Genomic DNA, 18,917 nt, shown 5'->3' with positions numbered 1-18,917 from the left:
GGACCTGCGGTTTGAGCAAGATCACCGGTTTGCGGCGTGTGGTATTTTCCTCTCGTCCCACCGGGGACCGGTCCCGGCCGGACCGCGCCGCCGGGGCGCGAGAGAAGGAGAAGGACCGTGACCACCCCGCCGTCGCAGCCGCCCGGGTCGCAACCGCCGTGGCCGCCGCAGCGGCCGGGGCAGCCCGGTCCGTACGGCGCGCCCGGCCCGGCCGGCCACGGCTACGGACACGGACCCGGCTACGGACCCGGGCAGGACGGACCCCCCGGTGCGCCGTATCCTCCCGGGCCGCCCGGCGGGCCCTGGGGGATGCCGCCGGAGGCCGGCAGGACCAACGGCCCGGCCGTGGGCTCCCTGGTGGCCTCCGTACTCCTGCTGTTCCCCGTGGCACTGGTCCTGGGCATCGTCGCGCTGGTGCAGCTCAACAGCCGCCCCGGCCGCGGCAAGGGCCTGGCGGTGACGGGGGTGGTACTGGCCTCGCTGCAGCTCGTGGTGGTGTCGGTGGCCGTCCCGGTGGCCCTGTACGCCGCGGAGGACGACCGCCCCGCCGAGAGCTCGGGCGACCGGAACAGCGACGACGGCCGGGACGGCCGGGATCCTTCCGGGGGCGAGACCGTCCGGGTCTTCGAGCTGGCCGTCGGCGACTGCTTCGCGTCGGGGAGGCTGGAGGACTACGCCGAGGAGGGCGCCGAGCAGGCCGAGGTCACCCTGGTCTCCTGCGACGGCCCGCACGAGTCCGAGGTCTTCGGCAGCCTGGAGATCGAGGGCCACTCCGCCTTCCCCGGCGACGAGGTGGTCGCCGAGATCGCGAGCAGCGAGTGCGCGGCGCTGATCCAGCCCTATGTGATCGACACCTGGGCGCAGTCGCTGGACATGTACTTCTTCCACCCCATCGAGTCCGGCTGGCGGCTCGGCGACCGTGAGGTGCTGTGCTTCTTCGCCCGCACCGGCGGCGGCGACCTCACCGGTTCGGCACGCGGCGACTCGGCCGGCTACGACGCCGAGCAGCTCCGCTTCCTGGAGCTGACCGCACCGGTGGAGGCCGCCTGGCTGTCCGAGCCGCTGGCGCAGGACCACACCCTGCACCAGGAGTGGGCCGGGCGGATGGCCGAGGAGATGGAGCGGTACGCGGCGGCGCTGCGGGCGGAGAGCTGGAGCGCCGGGACCGAGGACCTGATCACGGCCCTGGCCGACGTCCGGGAAGAATCCGTGCGGCAGTGGCGGGCGGCCGCCGCCGCGGGCGAGGACGCATACCGGCGGTACTACGACGAGGGCGCGGCGGCGTACGGCTACGAGGAGGAGTACGCGGTCCGCGAGGCACTGGCGCTGGCCACCGGCGAGTGACGGCGGTTCCGGCGGCCGGCGGCGCCCGACTCGTACTGGTATACGATCCGGCCACCGCCCAGTCGTGAGCCGCGAGCAGCGTGAGGACAGCGTGACCACACCACCCCCTTCCGGAACCCCGGAGCCCGGCCCCTGGCAGCAGCACCCCGGAGCGACGCAGCCGGGGGCCGCCCCGGGCCCCGCGCCGTACCCCCCGCCACCGCCCGGCGGCGCCTTCCCGCCGGGCCCGGGCACGGTGCCCGGCCCCGGCGGGCCGGCCCCGTACGGCGCCCTGCCCGGCTATCCGCAGGGCCATGGTCCGTCGTGGGCCGTGCCGCCGCCCCCGCGTCCGCCCATGAACGGGCTGGCCGTCGCCTCGCTGGCCACCCTGCCCACCTGTCTGGCCCCGGTCTCGCTGATCCTGGGCATTGTGGCGCTGGTGCAGATCCGCCGGCACGGCCAGCGCGGCAAGGGCATGGCGGTCGCCGGGGTGGCGGTCTCGTCCGCCATGCTGCTCCTGATCGGCCTGGGCATCACCGCGGCGATCCTCAGCGACGAGCAGGGGGTGGACGAGCTCCGGGCCGGCGACTGCTTCAACACCTCCGCCGAGCCGGGCGGCACCGAGTACGCGGTGGAGGTCATCCCCTGCGACCAGCCGCACAACGCCGAGGCGTACGGCGAGGCGCGTTCCGGCTACTCCGGGGACTACCCGGGCGCGGAGCTGCTGGAACTGGAGGCGGCCCGGGAGTGCGCCGCCCGGCTCCAGCCCTATGTGCTGGACGTGTGGGAACTCTCCGACGGTCTGTGGCCCTCCTACTACTACCCGCGGCGGGACTCCTGGGAGGACTTCGGCGACCGCCGCTTCCTCTGTTTCCTGCATTCCGGGGACGGGCCGCTGGAGCACTCCCTGCGCGCTGACGCGTCCGGCTTCACCCCCGAGCAGCTGCGCTTTCTGGAGCTGAGCGGACCGCTGACCGCCGCGCTGATATCGGAGCCGCCGCAGGAGGCCGAGCTGGAGGACTTCACCGGCTGGGCGGACGAGATGACCCGGCTGTCCCGGCAGCAGTCCGACCGGCTGGAGGAGGCGCCCTGGGAGACCGAGGGCGTGGCCGCGCTGGCGGCCACCCTGGCCGAGGCCCGCCGGTCCGGCGCCGAGCACTGGGAGCAGGCCGCCGCGGCCACCGGCTGGGACGTCTTCCAGCAGCACTACGACTCCGGCTACGCGGCCTTCGGGCACCAGGAGGAGATCGCGCTGCGGGAGGCCCTGGAGCTGGCCACCGGGGCCACGCCCGCCGGGCCCGGCCTGGACGCCTGAGCCGGCCCGGGGCCCGCCCCTCCCCCCGGGGTGCCGGTGCCCGGCCGTTCGTCACCGTTCCGCTGCGGTCCCGGTGCGGGGTGGGCCGTTCGGGCGGTCCTGTCCGTCGCGGCTCGTAGACTTCGCCTGTGGACATGACCCTTCAGGACCCGCTCATCGGCTGTGTGCTCGACGGCCGTTACCGCGTCGACGCGCGCGTCGCCGTGGGCGGCATGGCCACCGTCTACCGCGCGCTGGACATGCGGCTGGACCGCGTGCTCGCCCTGAAGGTCATGCACCCCGCCCTGGCCACCGACGCCGCCTTTGTGGAACGGTTCATCCGGGAGGCCAAGTCCGCCGCCGGGCTGGACCACCCCAATATCGTCGGCGTCACCGATCAGGGCACGGACGGCGGCTATGTCTATCTGGCCATGGAGTATGTGGCCGGCTGCACCCTGCGGGACGTGCTGCGGGAGAGCGGCGCGCTGCAGCCCCGCGCGGTGCTGGACATCCTGGAGCCGGTGCTGGCCGGGCTGGGCGCCGCGCACCGCGGCGGCCTGGTGCACCGGGACGTCAAGCCGGAGAACGTGCTGATCGGGGACGACGGCCGGGTGAAGATCGCCGACTTCGGCCTGGTGCGCGGGGTGGACGGCCAGACCTCGGCCACCACCGGCAGCCTGCTGGGCACCGTCTCCTATCTGGCGCCGGAGCAGATCCAGAGCGGCCCCCTCGGCCCCTTCACCGATGTGTACGCCTGCGGGGTCATGCTCTACGAGATGCTCACCGGCACCAAGCCGCACCGGGGCGAGACCCCGGCGCAGGTGCTGCTGGCCCATGTGCAGTCGGAGATGCCGCTGCCCTCGGCCCTGGTCTCCGGGCTGCCCGCCGAGCTGGACGGCCTGGTGGCACGGGCCGCCGCCCGCGATCCGCAGCTCCGCCCGGCCGATGCCGCGGTGTTTCTGTCGATGGTCCGCGCGGCGCGCTCCCGGCTGACCGACGCCCAGCTCGACGCCTTCCCGTACCAGGCACTGGTCCGGCCCGGCCCCGCCGCCCCGGCGGATGCCACGGGCTTCACCGGGTCCGGCTCGGGCTCGGGGCCGGGGTCCGGGCCGGACGATGTCACCAGCGTGGTGCCGCTGCCCGCCGTGGCCGTGCCGCCGGCCGAGGCGCCCATGGAGCGGACGGCCGTGATCGAGGTGGAGCCGGGCGGGATTCCCGGGCCCCCGCCGCCCGGGGCCGTGCCGGGCGCGGCCGGGGAGCCGCCCGCCGGGGAGCCGCCCGCGCGGCGCGGCGGGCCGTCCCGGCGGGCGCTGTTCTCCCTGCTGGGCCTGGTGCTGGTGGCCCTCGGTGCGGGGGCCGGTGTCTGGTACATCAACTCCGGCCAGTTCCTCCGGACCCCCGGCGTACTGGCGCTGACCGAGAAGGAGGCCCGCCGGACCCTGGAGCGGGCCGGGCTGGGGGTGGAGGTGGAGTACGCCTTCTCCGGCACGGTCGAGAAGGGCCGGGTCATCGAGACGGATCCGGAGCGCGGCGAGCGCGTGCGGCGCAATGCGGTGATCACCGTCGTGGTGTCCCGGGGGCCGGAGGTGGTGCAGGTCCCGGATCTGGCGGGGGTCCCGCTGGGCGAGGCCAAGCGGCTGCTGACCGAGGCGGGACTCACCCCGGGCGAGGAGGAGGGCCGGTTCCACCCGGCCATCGCGCGGGGCGCGGTGATCGCCACCGACCCGGCCATCGGCACCGAGCTGCGGCCGGACACCCCGGTCGATCTGGTGGTCAGCCGGGGCGCCGAGGTGGAGGTGCCGGATGTGCTGGGCCTGCCCGAGGGCACCGCGCAGCAGCGGCTGCGGGAGGCCGGTTTCGAGGTCGAGGTGGCGGCCGGGCGGGTGTTCTCCGAGTTCCCGGCGGGCGCGGTCGCGGAGCAGGACCCGGCCGGCGACAGCAGGGCCGGCGAGGGCGAGACGGTCACCCTGGCCATCTCCAAGGGGCCGGAGATGGTGGTGGTGCCGGATGTGCGAGGGCTGGGCGAGGACGACGCCGTCCGGGTCCTGGAGGACGCGGGCTTCGAGGTGAGCGTCCAGCGCTTCTTCTTCACCGGCACGGTCTTCAACCAGTCGGTGCGGGAGCCGGACTCCGCACCCAAGGGCTCCACCATCACCATCTTCGTCCGCTGACGCGGGCGTATGCCCGTCGCGCCGGAACGGTTTCCGCGGGCGCCCGTCACCGGGTATGACGGGGGTCGCGAGGCGGTTTTTCTGTGAGGCCGCTCATAGGACTTAGGTCCACTACGACCGGGCCTAGTTGCCCGTGAATTGCCAGGCTTTCCGCAGATCGCTCCTGCACATCTCTTTCCTCGGAACTAAGCCGCCTTTCCGGCCGCCCTCGGTGCACTATCCCGCTTAGTAAGAAGGCTCTTTGCCTGCCTTTTCCCCGGGCTGTTACCAAAGCCTTCGCGCATCGCCGTGAAATCCACGGCAGCGAACAGCGAGAGGTGTACATGCCCAGTTATCGTCTTCCCAGCCTGCGTCGGATACCCGTGGCGCAGAAGGTCACCGCCGGCTCCCTGCTGACCGCAGGCGTGGCGGCCCTGGCGTTCACCGCGGTTCCCGCGCCGGCCTCGGCGGACGGTCGCGAGGTGCGTTCCCTCGCTGCGGACACCGCGGCCTGGGATACCGGCACCGGCGGGGCCGCCGGGCAGCAGCAGGACCCGGGCAGCCGGTGGGAGATCCCGCTGCACGGCGACGCCGAGCAGGAGCACGGCATGCTGGTGGCCCGCAAGGCCGCCGAGTTCGAGGCCGCGGCCGAGAAGAAGCACGAAGCCGAGGCCCAGGCCGAGGCGGAGCAGCGCGCGGCGGAGCAGCGCGCGGCGGAGCAGCAGGAGGCCGGCCGGTCCGGTGAGCGGACCCAGGTGGTGCAGGCCGCCACGACCACCGCCGCGTACGCGGACAACCTGGACGGCTGGATCAACGAGGCCCTGGACATCATGGCCGCCAACGGCATCCCGGGCAGCTACGACGGCCTGCACCGCAACATCATGCGGGAGTCCAGCGGCAATCCCAACGCGATCAACAACTGGGACATCAACGCCATCAACGGCACCCCGTCGATCGGCCTGCTCCAGGTGATCCAGCCGACCTTCGACGCCTACCACGTCCCGGGCACCCCGTACGACATCTACGACCCGGTGGCCAATATCGTCGCCGCGGCCAACTACGCCTGGGACCGCTACGGTTCCATCGACAACGTGTTCGGCGCCTACTGACGCCGGCCGGCCGCCGGGAAGCCGGCCCGCCGCCCCGGCAGCACCCCGGGCGAGCCCGTCCGGCCCCGCCGCGCAAGCGGCCGGGGCCGGACGGGCTCCGCCGCGTCCGGCCGCCCTGGGATACTGGGCCGGTGCCCCCGCCCCCCAGCCGCAGCCCGATCGGCGCCCATGTCCCGGTGGCCGGCGGGCTGGCCCGCACCGGCCTGGCCTACGCCCGCCGGATCGGCGCCGAGGCGGTGCAGGTCTTCGTCGCCAACCCACGCGGCTGGGCCACCCCGGCCGGGAACCCGGCCCAGGACGAGCAGTTCCGGGCGGGCTGCGCCGCCGAGGGCCTGCCGGTCTATGTGCACGCCCCCTATCTGATCAATTTCGGCTCGCACAACCCCGCGACCGCGGAGCTGTCCGTGGCCTCGCTGCGTCACTCGCTGCGGCGCGGCCGGGCCATCGGCGCCCGCGGCGTGGTGGTGCACACCGGCTCGGCCACCGGCGGCCGGGAGCGCGCCACGGCGCTGGCCCGGATGCGCGAGAAGCTGCTGCCCCTGCTGGACGGGCTGACCGAGGACGACGACCCCTGGCTGCTGCTGGAGCCCACCGCCGGGCAGGGCGCCTCGCTCTGCTCCGCCATGGACGGGCTGGGCCCGTATCTGGCCGCGCTGGACCACCACCCCCGGGCGGGGATCTGCCTGGACACCTGCCACGCCTTTGCCGCCGGGCACGACCTGGCCGCCCCGGACGGGGTGGCCGCCCTGCTGGACGAGCTGACGGCCGCCGCGGGCCCGGGGCGGCTGCGGCTGATCCACGCCAATGACTCCAAGGACGTCTGCGGCGCCCGCAAGGACCGGCACGCCAACATCGGCGCCGGGCACATCGGGGCGGCGGCCTTCGGGGCGCTGCTGCGCCATCCGGCCGCCGCCGGGGTGCCGCTGGTCACCGAGACGCCGGGCGGCCCGGAGGGCCACGCCGGCGATGTTGCCCGGCTCAAGGAGCTGCGCGACGCCCCCGGGCCGGACCTCGCCGGCGCCGGCACCGAGGGCCGGGCGGCTCACAGCTCCGGGCCCTCCCCCGGTTCCTCCTGATAGGAATAGCGCTGCTCGCGGCCCGCCTCACCGAGATTGTGATAGCCGCGCTCCTCCCAGAAACCCCGTCGGTCGGCGGTCATGTATTCCACACCGCGCACCCATTTGGGGCCTTTCCAGGCATAGAGATGCGGCACGACCAGCCGCACCGGAAAACCGTGCTCCGCGGTCAGCAGCTCGCCCGAACGGTGCGTGGCAAAGATGGTCTTCTCGTCGGCGAAGTCGGCGAGCCGGAGATTGGCGCTGTAGCCGTACTCGGCCCACACCATCACATGGGTGACATTCTCCGCGGGCGGCACCATCCGCAGCAGAGTGCTCGCCGGCACCCCGCCCCACTCCACATCCAGCATGGAGAACTTGGTGACGCAGTGCAGATCGGCGACGACCGTCTGATAGGGCAGCCGGGAGAACTCCTCATGCGTCCAGCAATGTTTCTCGCCGTCCGCGGTGGCACCGAAAATCCGGAACTCCCAGCGTTCCGCGCGGTATCGCGGCACCGGCCCGTAGTGGGTCACCGGCCAGCCGCGCTGCAGGCGCTGGCCGGGCGGGAGCCGGTCCCGGGAAGACCGTACGTTCCGTACATTCTCCCCCGTGTGCTGTTCCGGCTGACCCATGCGTCCATGGTGACAGACCCGGTACGGCGCCCCGCACCGCCACCCCCCGGCGCTCCTTCCCCCACGCCGAACAGGGCATTTCGGTAAGGCTTCGCTTACTGGACGCAATCGCCCCCGGGGTGTCACGATGCGCGGAACAGCCACCTCTTCACCGACCCGGAAGGGAGCTCACCGCCATGCAGGGCGATCCGGAGGTCATCGAGTTCCTCAATGAGCAGCTCACGGCCGAGCTCACCGCCATCAATCAATACTTCCTGCATGCCAAGATGCAGGAGAACTTCGGCTGGACCAAGCTCGCCAAATACACCCGGGCCGAGTCCTTCGACGAGATGAAGCACGCCGAGGTGCTCACCGACCGGATTCTCTTCCTGGAAGGGCTGCCCAACTATCAGCGGCTGTTCCATGTCCGGGTGGGCCAGACGGTGACCGAGATGTTCCAGGCCGACCGGCAGATCGAGGTGGAGGCCATCGACCGGCTGCGGCGCGGCGTCGAGCTGATGCGCAGCAAGGGCGACATCACCTCGGCCAACATCTTCGAGTCGATCCTGAAGGACGAGGAACACCACATCGACTATCTGGAGACCCAGCTCGACCTGATCGAGAAGCTGGGCGAACCGCTCTACATCGCGCAGCTCATCGAGCAGCCGGACGGCGACGGCGACTGACCGGGCGCCCCTGGCCCCCGCCCCTGGCCGCGCCCGGCCGCCACGGGATCAGACGGCGGCCGGCACCGCCGGCTCCACCCGTCCGGCCGCCGTCCCGGTGCGGTCCCCGGCCGGATCCCCGGCGGGGCCCGTCGCGAACTGCTGCCTGAGGACCTCCCGGCGCGGGCAGTCGCCCCGGCCCAGCAGGCCCTGGATGCGCCGCACGCAGGAACCGCAGTCGGTGCCCGCCCGGCACACGGAGGCAATCTGCCGCGGGGTGCAGGCACCGGCTTCCGCGTGCTCACGCACCTGCTGCTCCGTGACGCCGAAGCACGAGCAGACGTACACCTTCACCTCCGCCAGGGGTCGCCGGACGGCCGGGACGGCCCACGGCTTCGCGGCCCTCACCCGCATCCGGTGAGGTAAGTCTTACCTTACCTGCCGCCCGAGTGGGCACAAAAGTGCCGTGGGGCGCGGATCCGCTGTGATCCGCGCCCCACGGCGGGCCTGCGTCCGCCGGGCCCGGCCCGCCCGGCGGGGGACGCTCACTGCGCCCGGTACATCTCCGCCACCAGGAAGGCCAGGTCCAGGGACTGGCTGCGGTTGAGCCGCGGGTCGCAGGCGGTCTCGTAGCGCTGATGCAGATCGTCCACGAAGATCTCGTCGCCGCCGCCGACGCACTCGGTGACATCGTCACCGGTCAGCTCCACATGGATGCCGCCCGGGTGGGTGCCCAGGCTCCGGTGCACCTCGAAGAACCCCTTGACCTCGTCCAGCACGTCGTCGAAGCGCCGGGTCTTGTGCCCGGAGGCGGCCTCGAAGGTGTTGCCGTGCATCGGGTCGCACACCCATGCCACCTGCGCGCCCGAGGCGGTGACCTTCTCCACCAGACCGGGCAGCAGGTCACGGATCCTGTCCGCGCCGTAGCGGGTGATGAAGGTGAGCCGGCCGGGCTCGCGCTCCGGGTCCAGGCGCTCGATGTAGCTCAGCGCCTCCTCCGGGGTGGTGCCCGGGCCGAGCTTGATGCCCACCGGGTTGCGGATCCGGGAGGCGAACTCGATGTGCGCGCCGTCGAGCTGACGGGTGCGCTCGCCGATCCACACCATGTGCGCCGAGACGTCGTAGAGCGTGCCGGTGCGGGAGTCCACCCGGCTCAGCGCCGTCTCGTAGTCCAGCAGCAGCGCCTCGTGCGAGGCGTAGAACTCCACCGAGTGGAACTCCGCCGGGTCGGCGCCGCACGCCTTCATGAAGTTGAGCGCGTTGTCGATCTCCCGGGCCAGCGCCTCGTAGCGCTGGCCGGAGGCGGAGTTGCGCACGAAGTCCTGGTTCCAGGCGTGCACCTGCCGCAGGTCGGCGTAGCCGCCGGTGGTGAAGCCGCGCACCAGGTTCAGGGTGGCCGCCGAGGAGTGGTACATCCGGCGCAGCCGCTCCGGGTCGGGCACCCGGGCGGCGGCGGTGAAGTCCGCGCCGTTGACCGAGTCGCCGCGGTAGGAGGGCAGGGTGACGCCGTCCCGGGTCTCGTCCGGCCGGGAGCGGGGCTTGGAGTACTGGCCGGCGATCCGGCCCACCTTGACCACCGGAACCGCCGCCGCGTAGGTGAGCACCGCGCTCATCTGGAGCAGCGTCTTGAGCTTGGCCCTGATCTGCTCGGCGGTGATCTGGTCGAACGCCTCGGCGCAGTCCCCGCCCTGGAGCAGGAACGCCTCGCCGCGCGCCACCGCGCCCAGCCGCTGCCGCAGCTGGTCCGCCTCGCCCGCGAACACCAGCGGCGGATAGCCCTCCAGCTCCTTCAGCACGGCACGCAGCGCGGCCGGGTCCGGATAGTCCGGCTGCTGGGCCGCGGGCAGGTCACGCCAGGTGTTCCAGGTGGGGTCGGAGATGCTGCTGTCAGCGTTGACGGTCACATGCCCAGCGTACGGCGTGCCGGTGGGCCGGCCCGCCGCCGTACCGCACATTGAGACGACGGCCACGCGGCGGCTCCGGCGCCGGCCGGCACCCCCGGGCTTGCGCCGATGCCGGGCGGTTCGGCTAAGGTGTGCGCCATGCTTGCGCAGTTCACCTACTCCTGGTGGTGGCCCGTCGATCCGGCGGCCCACTGACTGCGCGTACCCACAGGACCAACGCGGAGGCCGCCCGAGGGGGCGGCCTCCGGCGTTTCCGCGGCCCGTTCCCCGCAGGCGTCGTCCACGACCGACCGGAAGGGAACCACCGCAATGCTCGAACGACTTCTCCGCCAGGCCTCCGGCGCGGCCGGCGCCGGCGCCTGCCCGCCGTTCGCCCTGCTGCGGCGGCGCACCCCGGGCCATGACGAGGACCTGGTGGAGATCATGACCGGCGAGGTCCGCGACCTGGAACGGCTCGCCGATCTGCCGGTGCCGGAGCGCGGCGCCGCGCTGGCGCTGGTGCCCTTCCGGCAGATCCGGGAGCGCGGCTTCGAGGCCACCGACGACGGAACGCCGCTGACCGTACTGGTCCCGGACCGGACCGCGGCCGTCCCGGTGGCCGAGGCCCTGCGGCTGCTGCCCGGCCACGATGTGCGGGTCGCCGACGGCGCCTTCGACCTGGACGACGAGACCTACGCGCGGATCGTGCGCCGGGTGGTGACGGACGAGATCGGCGCCGGGCAGGGCGCCAACTTCGTGATCCGCCGGGTCTTCCGGGGCACCCTGACCGGCGACCGGGGCGCGGCGTACACGCCGGTGGACGCGCTGGCCCTGTTCCGCCGGCTGCTGGCGGGCGAGCGGGGCGCCTACTGGACGTTCGTGGTGCACACCGGCCGGCGCACCCTGGTGGGCGCCAGCCCCGAGGTGCACGTCCGGATGACCGGCGGAACGGTCGTGATGAACCCGATCAGCGGCACCTACCGCTACCCGGCCGGCGGCCCGACCGTGGACGATCTGCTGGCCTTCCTCGCCGACCGCAAGGAGACCGAGGAGCTCTCCATGGTGGTGGACGAGGAGCTGAAGATGATGTGCACGGTCGGCGACCGGGGCGGCACGGTCGTCGGCCCGCGGCTGCGCGAGATGACGCATCTGGCGCACACCGAGTACGAACTGCGCGGCCGGAGCTCGCTCGACGTCCGGGACGTGCTGCGGGAGACCATGTTCGCGGCGACGGTGACCGGCTCCCCCGTCGAGAACGCCTGCCGGGTGATCCGCCGGCACGAGAACGGCGGGCGCGGCTACTACGCGGGCGCGCTGGCCCTGCTGGGCCGGGACGGGGGCGGCGCCCAGACGCTGGACTCCCCCATCCTGATCCGCACCGTGGACATCGACGCGGCCACCGGCGGGCTGGCGGTACCGGTGGGCGCCACCCTGGTGCGGGACTCCGACCCGGTGAGCGAGGTCGCCGAGACCCACGCCAAGGCCGCCGCCGTGCTCACCGCCCTGGGGGTCCGGGCCGGCCGCCCGGCCGCCCCGGACCCGGGGCCGGGCGGCTCCCGCCCGCCGCTGGCCGACGATCCGCGCGTGCAGGCCGCGCTGGCCGCCCGCCGCGCCGATCTGGCCCCGTTCTGGCTGCGTCTCCAGCCCGAGACCGGCGACGCCGCGGCGCCCGGCTCCGGTCCGCTGGGCCACGCCCTTGTCGTCGACGGCGAGGACACCTTCACCTCCATGCTGGCCCATCTGCTGCGCGCCACCGGCTACCGGGTGACCGTCCGCCGCTACGACCGGCCCGGGCTGCGCGCCGAGGTGACGGCGCACGACGGCCCGGTGGTGCTCGGACCCGGCCCCGGCGACCCGAACGACACCGTTGACCCCAAGATGCGGCTGCTGCGTGCGCTGACCGCGGAGCTGGTGCGCGGCCACCGCGGCGGGCTGCTCGGCGTCTGCCTGGGCCATGAGCTGCTCGCCGCCGAGCTGGGTCTGGAACTGGTCCGCAGGCACCAGCCCTACCAGGGCGCCCAGGAGCGCATCGACCTCTTCGGCGAGCCGCACACCGTGGGCTTCTACAACTCCTACACGGCGCGCTGCGACGAGCCGACCGTGGGGGAACTGGCGCTGCACGGCATCCGGCTGAGCCGGGACCCGCACACCGGGGAGATCCACGCGCTGCGCGGGCCCGGCTTCGCCGGGATGCAGTTCCACCCGGAGTCGGTGCTGACCATGGACGGCCCGGCGATCGTCGCCGGGCTCCTGGCCGGCATCCGACGCCCGGCCGGGGCCACGGCCACCGCCCCCGAGCAGGGCTGAGCGCGCGCCGGGTCCCGGCGGCCCGGAGGGCGCATACCGCCCGCCCGCGCCGGGTGCGGAAACCGCGGGCCGGGCGTCCACGGCCCCGGGACCCGCGACAAGACGCAGGAGCGGGTCCGGGCCGCCGGGCGGGCGGCTCAGACCGGTTCGACGGTGTAGTGGATGGTCTGGGCGGTGATCCAGCCGTTCTCGATGACGAACGAATCGGCACCGTCCCGCACCCGGCTGTGCTCGGCCTCGGCCGTCCACTCCAGGAAGGCGACCCGGCCGGCGACCAGCCGGCTGGTGTACGTGTACGGCGCGTCCGGGAGCTCCTCCGCCAGCAGGCGGGCGAGTTCCCGGGCCCCGTCCCGGCCGTGGAAGACTCCACGGCGCTCCAGGATGACGCAGTCGGGCGCCACATTGCGTTCGATGTCCTCGTCGAACCGGTGCTCGCCCGCCAGCCGCAGATGGTCCTCGAACACCTCACCGGGCGAACGCCCGCGCAGTTCCTCCGTCATGCCCGCCTCCCGTTCGTCGCCGTACCCGTCACCGGTGGTCTCCGCGCTCGCGGCCGGTCCGGCGGCCCGCGCGCACCAGGGCGCCGAGGTCGCCGACCCGGTCGACGTGCCGCAGCTTGTCGGGATTGACGACCGAGTGGATCGTCCGCACCTCGCTCCCGGCCATGCCGAGCGCCGTCACCCCGACCAGTCGGTGCTGCTCGTCGAACGCCAGCACGCCGGGTCCGCCGTTGACCTCGGCGGGCCGGAGGAACCCGCCGCCGCGCACCAGCACGGCCATCCCGGCCCGCAGGATCTTCGCCACCCGTTCCCGGCCGCTGACCGGACGGCCGACTGCGGGCACCCTGCCGCCGCCGTCGCCGTGCAGCGCCACGTCCTGCGCCAGCAGCGCCTCCAGCGCCGCCAGGTCGCCCTGCCCGGCGGCGGCGCAGAACCGCCGGGCCAGCTCCTCCCGCTGCCGCCGGGAGGCGTGGTAGCGCGGCCGGCCCTCCCGCAGCTGCCCGCGGGCCCGGGCGACCAGATGCCGGGCGCCGTCCACATCCGTGCCGACGATTCCGGCGACCTCCGGATAGGGATACTCGAACACCTCGCGCAGCAGGAACGCGGCCCGCTGCCGCGGCGTCAGGCTCTCCAACAGCACCAGGAAGGCCAGCGAGAGGGAATCGGCGGTCTCCGCCTCCTCGGCCGGGGACGGCCCGGTGACCAGCGGTTCCGGCAGCCACTCCCCGACATACCGCTCCCGCCGCACCCGCGCCGAGCGGAGCTGGTCGATGGCCAGCCGGGTGACCAGGGTGGCGACATACGCCCGCGGCGAGGCGATCGGCTCGTCCCGCTGCAGGGTCTGGTGCAGCCGCAGAAAGGCCTCCTGCACCACGTCCTCGGCCTCCCCGACGCTGCCCAGCATCCGGTAGGCGATGGCGAAGGCGCGCGGCCGGAGTTCGCCGTACAGATCGGAGGCGGACATGCGGCTCAGCTCAGTCCTTCGGGCAGAGCGGCGCGCCAGCTCGGATACCGCGGGGCCCAGTCGAGCTCGCGTCTGGTCTTCTCGGTGGTGACACCGCGGGCCCGGGTCATCAGGTCCACCGTCCCCTTGGCGCCCAGCAGGCCGACGAGCCAGGCCGGTACCCGCCGCGGTGGTCCGGCGCCGACCGCGGCGGCCATCGCCCGCATGATCTCGCCCACCGGCGCCGGATCGTCGTCGGCGGCATGATAGATCCCGGACCTGCCCCGTTCGATGGCCGCGACCGTGACCGACGCGGCATCGGCGATGTGCACCATGGACCACACCCCGGCGCCACCGCCGATGACCGGGACCCTGCGCCTGCGGAGCTGCCTGGTCATCACGGCCTCCGGATCGGCGCTCAGGCCCGTCCCCGGACCGTAGAAGCCGCCGTAGCGGATGGCGATGCCCTCGGCCCAGGTGATGCCGGTGACCGCGGCCTCCAGGTGGCGCAGCGCGGCCACCGCCCCGGCGACGTCGCGCGGCGGGTCCGGCTCGATCCGGGCGTCCTCGCCGGCCGGCGGCCCGCCGGTGCGCTCCATCCACAGGGCGTTGCTCTGCGCCACGAACTTGCGGACGCCGACGGCGCGGGCGGCGGCCAGCAGGTGGTCGGTGCCCTCGGTGCGCAGCCGGTTGGTGAGGGCCACCCCCCGCCGCACATTGCGCAGCGTCGCCGGGCCGCCCAGCGCGGTGAGCTGGTGGACGACGACCTCCGGTTCTGCCTTGGCCACCGCGTCCGCCACCGAGTCCGGGTCCAGCGCGTCCACGACGGCCGGTTCGGCGCCCAGCGCACGCACCGCGCCGGTCCGGTCCGCCGACCGGGTCGTGCCGGTGACCTCGTGGCCACGGGCCACGAGCTGCGGAACCAGGTGGCTGCCGATCGCGCCGGCCGCGCCGGCGATGAAGATTCTCATGACGTCTCCGTTCGTTGCCGCTCGCCAACAACAGACGGGACACCCCGCCACCCCATGAACAGACGTGACGCAGCTCACATCCTAGTCCGCGGGCACCCCGTCGGCATCCGGGCGCCCGGTACCACCGGGGAAGGGGGGGGACACCTCGCCTCCCGGTGCCGGCCCGGCCGCCGGGCCGGGGCCCGCCATGTTCCCGGTCCTGCTCTACTCTCGGCTGGTCACGGGAATTCGGGAAGGGGAGCCCATGCAGCCCGGCGAAGTGCTCGACGGCCGCTATGAGATGACCGCCGCTCTCGGCGAAGGCGGCTTCGGGGAGGTCTGGCAGGCCGTGGACACCCGTATCCGGCGGCGGGTCGCGGTCAAACTGCTCAAGGCCGGTGCGGAGAGCGCCGAGAAGGCCATGCGGCGCTTCTTCCAGGAGGCCACCACCGCCGGGAACCTCAGCCATCCGCACATCGTCACCGTGCACGACATCAGCCATACCGCACACGGGGACCAGCGGCTCGTCTATCTGGTGATGGAGCTGCTGGACGGGGAATCGCTGGCCGCCGTGGTGCGGCGCGGCACGCCCGCGCCGGCGGACGCCCTGCTGTGGGCGCGGCAGATCGCCGATGCCCTGGCCGCCGCGCACGCCCGGGGCATCATCCACCGGGACGTCAAGCCGGAGAACGTCATCGTGCTGCGGGCGGGCGGCGTCAAGGTGGTGGACTTCGGCATCGCCAAGGACCCGGATGCCGGCGACGGGCTGACCACCACCGGCGTGATCATCGGCTCTCCGCACTACATGGCCCCGGAACGGTTCACCGGACAGCCCCTGGACGCCCGCTCCGACCTCTACTCCCTGGGCTGCCTGCTCTCCGAACTCCTGACCGGAGAGCGCGCGTTCACCGGCCGCACCTTCCCCGAGCTGATCTACCAGCACACCCAGCAGCCGCCGGTCGCCCCCGGCACCCGCCGCCCGGGGCTGCCGCCCGCGCTGGACGCGCTGGTGCTCGCCCTGCTGGCCAAGGACCCGGCCGACCGCCCGGCCACCGCCGCCGAGGTCCGGGACCGCCTGACGGCTCTCGCCGCCCCCGGCCCCGGCCCCGGCTACACCCCCACCACCAAGGACTCGCCCGCCGCGCCCGCGCCCGCGCAAGCGCCCGCCCTGAAGGACGCCGGCCTCGGCGAACTCAACCGCGTGCTCGCCGCCGACCCCGACAACCCGGAGGCGCTGTTCCACCGTGCCGGACGGCTGCTCGACCAGGGTGAGGTCTCCGAGGCCCTGGCCGATCTCGACCGGGCCGTCACCCTGCTGCCGGACAACGGCCATCTCCATCTCCAGCGCGCCTTTGTGCTGGACCACCTGGCGCACGACGCCGAGATCTTCATCAGCACGAGCCATCAGCGGCAGGCACTGGACGCCTACGAGACCGCGGTGCGCCTGCTGCCCGACTCGGTCGAGGCGCACTACGGACGCGGACGCGTCCTGGACCGCACCAACCGCAGGGACGAGGCGTTCGAGGAGTACACCTGGGTGCTGGAGAGGCAGCCGGACCACCGGGAGGCGCTGCTGCACAGCGCCGACATCCTGCGCGAGCACCACAACAGCCCCGACCGCGCGCTGCGCGGTTACCAGCGGCTGCTGAGCCTGGAGCCCGGCCACGTCCAGGCCCTGATCGGCCTGGCCGACTGCCTGCACCGGACGGGCCGCAGCGCGGAGGCCCTCAACGAGATCGACCGCGCCATCCGGCTCGACCCCCGTCAGATCGCGGCCTTCCACGTGCGTTCGGACATCTGCACAGCCCTGGGCCGCCTTGAAGAAGCGGTCGAGGACATGCGCCGCGCCGGCGAAATCCTCAGCGGCGACTGAACGAACCCGCCAGGCGCCGCTTCCGGCAGGGCCGCCCTCCCCGTCCCCGGCGCTGTGTCCACCGGAGCAGACTGGCGCTCAGCAAGGTCTTCATTCCAGTACAGGAATAGTCACGTTCCGTCATAGACGTGTGCAGACATGTACCTCTAATGTCATCCCCGGCCGGGACATCCTCGCCACGGAAGGGGGCCGGAATGGCAGGCAGGGAGCATCTCACCCGTCTCACGGGTAAGCCCGACGGACCGAACTGTGATGACGACGACTGTCCCAACATCTACGCCACCGAGCGCGGGACGTTCGTGGTACAGGGACACATCTACAATGGATTCACCGTACCCCAGGGCGAAACACTGACAGAGATCCCGGAACACATTTTGAGGGAGGCCGTCCGTGCTCTCGGATGGTGAGTGGAGAAAGATCTTCGATGCGTTCCACAGGGATGCGTGGCGCTTTGAAGCTCAGCCCGCATACACCATGCCCCGTGAGGCTGACAACTTCGCCCGCTTCCTCCGTGGTGACCCGAAACCGGAGGACCATAATACACACTGGCATGAGCGTGTGCGCGCATATCGTGAAGCGGGGAAAACCATCGGGCGAGTCAGAATCGTACGCCAACCCCTTACCGCATACCAGCGGTACCAATTCGCGTGGGGAATTCCCGGAAACCTTGAAGCCGGGGAAGACATCCGCATCCTGGACGTGACCCACGAGAGCCGTGGCCTGCCCGTTGATGGCCAGGATTGGTGGATGTTCGATGACACCACGGTCGTCCACCTCAATTACAGGCCGGACGGCACTCAGATCGGCCGCGTACTGCACGACGGAGATGCGGAACCTTACCGAAAGTGGAAGCAAGAGGCTTTGGAGGCATCCATCCCATTCTCCGACTACGTGAGAGAGTACGGGTGACACTGGAGCCCGAAGGACTCGGCCAGTCAAAAGCAGACCTGGCCGCAGCGCTGCGAAAAATCCGGAAGCGAGCCGGCCTTTCTGGCGATCGGCTCGCAATGCGCTGCGCAATGAGCCAATCGAAGATCAGCAAGATAGAAACGGGCAGGATCACCCCCTCGCTTGTCGATGTTGAGCGCATCCTGTATGCACTCGATGCCTCTCCACAACTGGTCAGCGACGTGATGGCGCTCGCCCGAATGGCCAATACGGAGTGGCAGGACAAGCGGTCTTCATGGCGCAGAGGGCTTGAGAAGCGCCAGGCGGAACTGGCAGCACTTGAAAAAGACTCAACGGAATTGCGCTACTTTCTGCCTTCCATGATTACCGGCCTTTTGGCCACCCCCGATTACATCCGAGCCAGCCTGAGTCACTCCCCGGGGGACATCTCCAGGACCGTGACGAAGAAGCTCGAACGACAAGCGGTCCTTTACGAACAGTCCAAGAAATTCATATTTCTCCTCACCGAACAGGCCGTGAGGTGGAATATTGTTCCGGCCGCCGCCACAATGGTGCAACTCGACCGGCTGTCAACCCTGTCACGCCTTCCCCATGTCACCCTGGGAGTAATTCCACTCGGGGCCCAGATACCCCGTGGCCCCCTCAACACGTTCACCATCTATGACAACCGCCTGGCGACCGCAGAGATCTTCACAGGAAGAATCATTTTCCAAGACCCTCGCGACGTGGAACAGTATCGGAAGATTTTGACATGTACTTGAATCACGCCCTCAAAGGCGAGGGATTTCGAGAGTTCATCGCCAACTGGACGCACTCGCTCCTACATGATCTTTAGGAAGAGACAGGAATAGTTCTGGAGCGATCTCCAACTCCTCTCTATCTTGAGGAAAACCCGACACGGAGGAATGGAATGGACCGGCGGCCGGCCGTGGACATTCCAGCTCCATCGAGAGGAGCACTGCATGAGTACCATCATGCTCGAATCCCGCACCACGGTACGGGACACCAAGAGACTGCTCAACGCGGTCAAGCCGAAGGTCGCGTACCTGCCCGGCAACGTTGCCGACGGCGGTAGCCTCTGGGAACGGGAAATTGCCCTTCTCCTGCGTGACTCCGTCGAGGTCCGGTCTCTCGCCGAACGGATTCTGGACCAGGCGGTGGCCTACCTCATCACCGCCATGGAAAACCCCGACGCGGGGTTCAGCGTCGACGACGAACTGTGGGCCGTCGACGGGTCCGACTGCTCCCCCTGCAACGACAAGGTTCCCGACAGCCATTGAGGGCACGGGGAAACACCAGGCCGGGCTCCGCAGGGCGCGGAGTCCAGCAGCCGCACGGACAC

General features: G+C 72.0%; 18 protein-coding genes. 12 read left to right on the top strand and 6 right to left on the bottom strand.

Going from position 1 to position 18,917, the window contains the following annotated elements:
• The first annotated feature begins 117 nt into the window (after nt 1–117).
• From BM242_RS12345 to BM242_RS12325, 5 genes are all read left to right on the top strand, one after another.
• Nucleotides 118–1,344 carry a DUF4190 domain-containing protein gene (locus tag BM242_RS12345; RefSeq protein WP_175541386.1) on the top strand — a complete coding sequence of 409 codons (1,227 nt, stop codon included), beginning with the start codon at nt 118–120 and terminating at the stop codon, nt 1,342–1,344.
• A 64-nt stretch (nt 1,345–1,408) separates the two neighbouring features.
• On the top strand, nt 1,409–2,638 hold the full coding sequence (locus BM242_RS12340) for a DUF4190 domain-containing protein (protein ID WP_139238324.1): 1,230 nt from the start codon (nt 1,409–1,411) through the stop codon (nt 2,636–2,638).
• 128 nt (nt 2,639–2,766) lie between these two features.
• Nucleotides 2,767–4,788 (top strand): PASTA domain-containing protein, encoded by a 2,022-nt coding sequence (locus BM242_RS12335; protein ID WP_175541385.1) that lies wholly within the window; start codon nt 2,767–2,769, stop codon nt 4,786–4,788.
• 323 nt (nt 4,789–5,111) lie between these two features.
• Nucleotides 5,112–5,876, top strand: a complete 765-nt coding sequence (locus BM242_RS12330; protein ID WP_093838813.1) for a transglycosylase SLT domain-containing protein — start codon at nt 5,112–5,114, stop codon at nt 5,874–5,876.
• Nucleotides 5,877–6,007: 131 nt separating this feature from the next.
• Nucleotides 6,008–6,952 (top strand): deoxyribonuclease IV, encoded by a 945-nt coding sequence (locus BM242_RS12325; protein WP_093838812.1) that lies wholly within the window; start codon nt 6,008–6,010, stop codon nt 6,950–6,952.
• On the opposite strand, the gene BM242_RS12320 is transcribed toward BM242_RS12325, so the two are convergent.
• Nucleotides 6,919–7,566, bottom strand: coding sequence for a sulfite oxidase-like oxidoreductase (locus BM242_RS12320; protein ID WP_093838811.1), 648 nt, complete (start codon nt 7,564–7,566; stop codon nt 6,919–6,921). The two genes, BM242_RS12325 and BM242_RS12320, sit on opposite strands and share 34 nt — an antisense overlap.
• Before the next feature lie 176 nt (nt 7,567–7,742).
• Here BM242_RS12320 and bfr point away from each other — a divergent pair, with 176 nt between their 5' ends.
• Nucleotides 7,743–8,231 carry a bacterioferritin gene (gene bfr, locus BM242_RS12315; RefSeq protein ID WP_093838810.1) on the top strand — a complete coding sequence of 163 codons (489 nt, stop codon included), beginning with the start codon at nt 7,743–7,745 and terminating at the stop codon, nt 8,229–8,231.
• Nucleotides 8,232–8,279: 48 nt separating this feature from the next.
• Here bfr and BM242_RS12310 read toward each other — a convergent pair whose 3' ends face one another.
• Complete coding sequence (locus tag BM242_RS12310) at nt 8,280–8,558, bottom strand: (2Fe-2S)-binding protein (RefSeq protein ID WP_093838899.1); 279 nt, start codon at nt 8,556–8,558, stop codon at nt 8,280–8,282.
• Nucleotides 8,559–8,755: 197 nt separating this feature from the next.
• A complete protein-coding gene (locus BM242_RS12305; RefSeq protein WP_093838898.1) occupies nt 8,756–10,114 on the bottom strand; it encodes a class II 3-deoxy-7-phosphoheptulonate synthase in 1,359 nt (452 codons plus the stop codon).
• 309 nt (nt 10,115–10,423) lie between these two features.
• Here BM242_RS12305 and BM242_RS12300 point away from each other — a divergent pair, with 309 nt between their 5' ends.
• Nucleotides 10,424–12,400 carry a chorismate-binding protein gene (locus BM242_RS12300; protein WP_093838809.1) on the top strand — a complete coding sequence of 659 codons (1,977 nt, stop codon included), beginning with the start codon at nt 10,424–10,426 and terminating at the stop codon, nt 12,398–12,400.
• A gap of 137 nt (nt 12,401–12,537) precedes the next feature.
• Here the strand turns inward: BM242_RS12300 and BM242_RS12295 are convergent, their stop codons facing one another.
• From BM242_RS12295 to BM242_RS12285, 3 genes are read right to left on the bottom strand one after another with little or no spacing between them, the layout of a single operon-like run.
• Entirely contained in the window at nt 12,538–12,900 is a 363-nt protein-coding gene (locus tag BM242_RS12295) for a nuclear transport factor 2 family protein (RefSeq protein ID WP_093838808.1), read from the bottom strand.
• Between the two features lie 28 nt (nt 12,901–12,928).
• Nucleotides 12,929–13,864 carry an RNA polymerase sigma factor SigJ gene (gene sigJ / locus BM242_RS12290; protein ID WP_093838807.1) on the bottom strand — a complete coding sequence of 312 codons (936 nt, stop codon included), beginning with the start codon at nt 13,862–13,864 and terminating at the stop codon, nt 12,929–12,931.
• A gap of 5 nt (nt 13,865–13,869) precedes the next feature.
• Complete coding sequence (locus BM242_RS12285; protein ID WP_093838806.1) at nt 13,870–14,814, bottom strand: NAD-dependent epimerase/dehydratase family protein; 945 nt, start codon at nt 14,812–14,814, stop codon at nt 13,870–13,872.
• A gap of 244 nt (nt 14,815–15,058) precedes the next feature.
• On the opposite strand from BM242_RS12285, the gene BM242_RS12280 reads away from it, so the two are divergent.
• From BM242_RS12280 to BM242_RS12260, 5 genes are all read left to right on the top strand, one after another.
• Nucleotides 15,059–16,666 carry a protein kinase domain-containing protein gene (locus tag BM242_RS12280; protein ID WP_175541384.1) on the top strand — a complete coding sequence of 536 codons (1,608 nt, stop codon included), beginning with the start codon at nt 15,059–15,061 and terminating at the stop codon, nt 16,664–16,666.
• Between the two features lie 194 nt (nt 16,667–16,860).
• On the top strand, nt 16,861–17,073 hold the full coding sequence (locus tag BM242_RS12275) for a hypothetical protein (protein ID WP_093838804.1): 213 nt from the start codon (nt 16,861–16,863) through the stop codon (nt 17,071–17,073).
• Nucleotides 17,057–17,575, top strand: coding sequence for a DUF6879 family protein (locus tag BM242_RS12270; RefSeq protein ID WP_093838803.1), 519 nt, complete (start codon nt 17,057–17,059; stop codon nt 17,573–17,575). Before BM242_RS12275 ends, BM242_RS12270 begins: the two co-directional genes overlap by 17 nt.
• Nucleotides 17,572–18,336 carry a helix-turn-helix domain-containing protein gene (locus BM242_RS12265; RefSeq protein ID WP_342746956.1) on the top strand — a complete coding sequence of 255 codons (765 nt, stop codon included), beginning with the start codon at nt 17,572–17,574 and terminating at the stop codon, nt 18,334–18,336. The genes BM242_RS12270 and BM242_RS12265 overlap by 4 nt, the downstream gene beginning before the upstream one ends.
• Nucleotides 18,337–18,537: 201 nt before the next feature.
• Nucleotides 18,538–18,855, top strand: coding sequence for a hypothetical protein (locus tag BM242_RS12260; protein ID WP_093838802.1), 318 nt, complete (start codon nt 18,538–18,540; stop codon nt 18,853–18,855).
• The last annotated feature ends 62 nt before the right edge of the window (nt 18,856–18,917 follow it).

Origin of the sequence: Streptomyces aidingensis (genome assembly GCF_900112355.1) — a bacterium.
Taxonomy (GTDB): Bacteria; Actinomycetota; Actinomycetes; order Streptomycetales; family Streptomycetaceae; genus Streptomyces; species Streptomyces aidingensis.
This window is presented reverse-complemented; position numbering and strand designations above follow the sequence as displayed.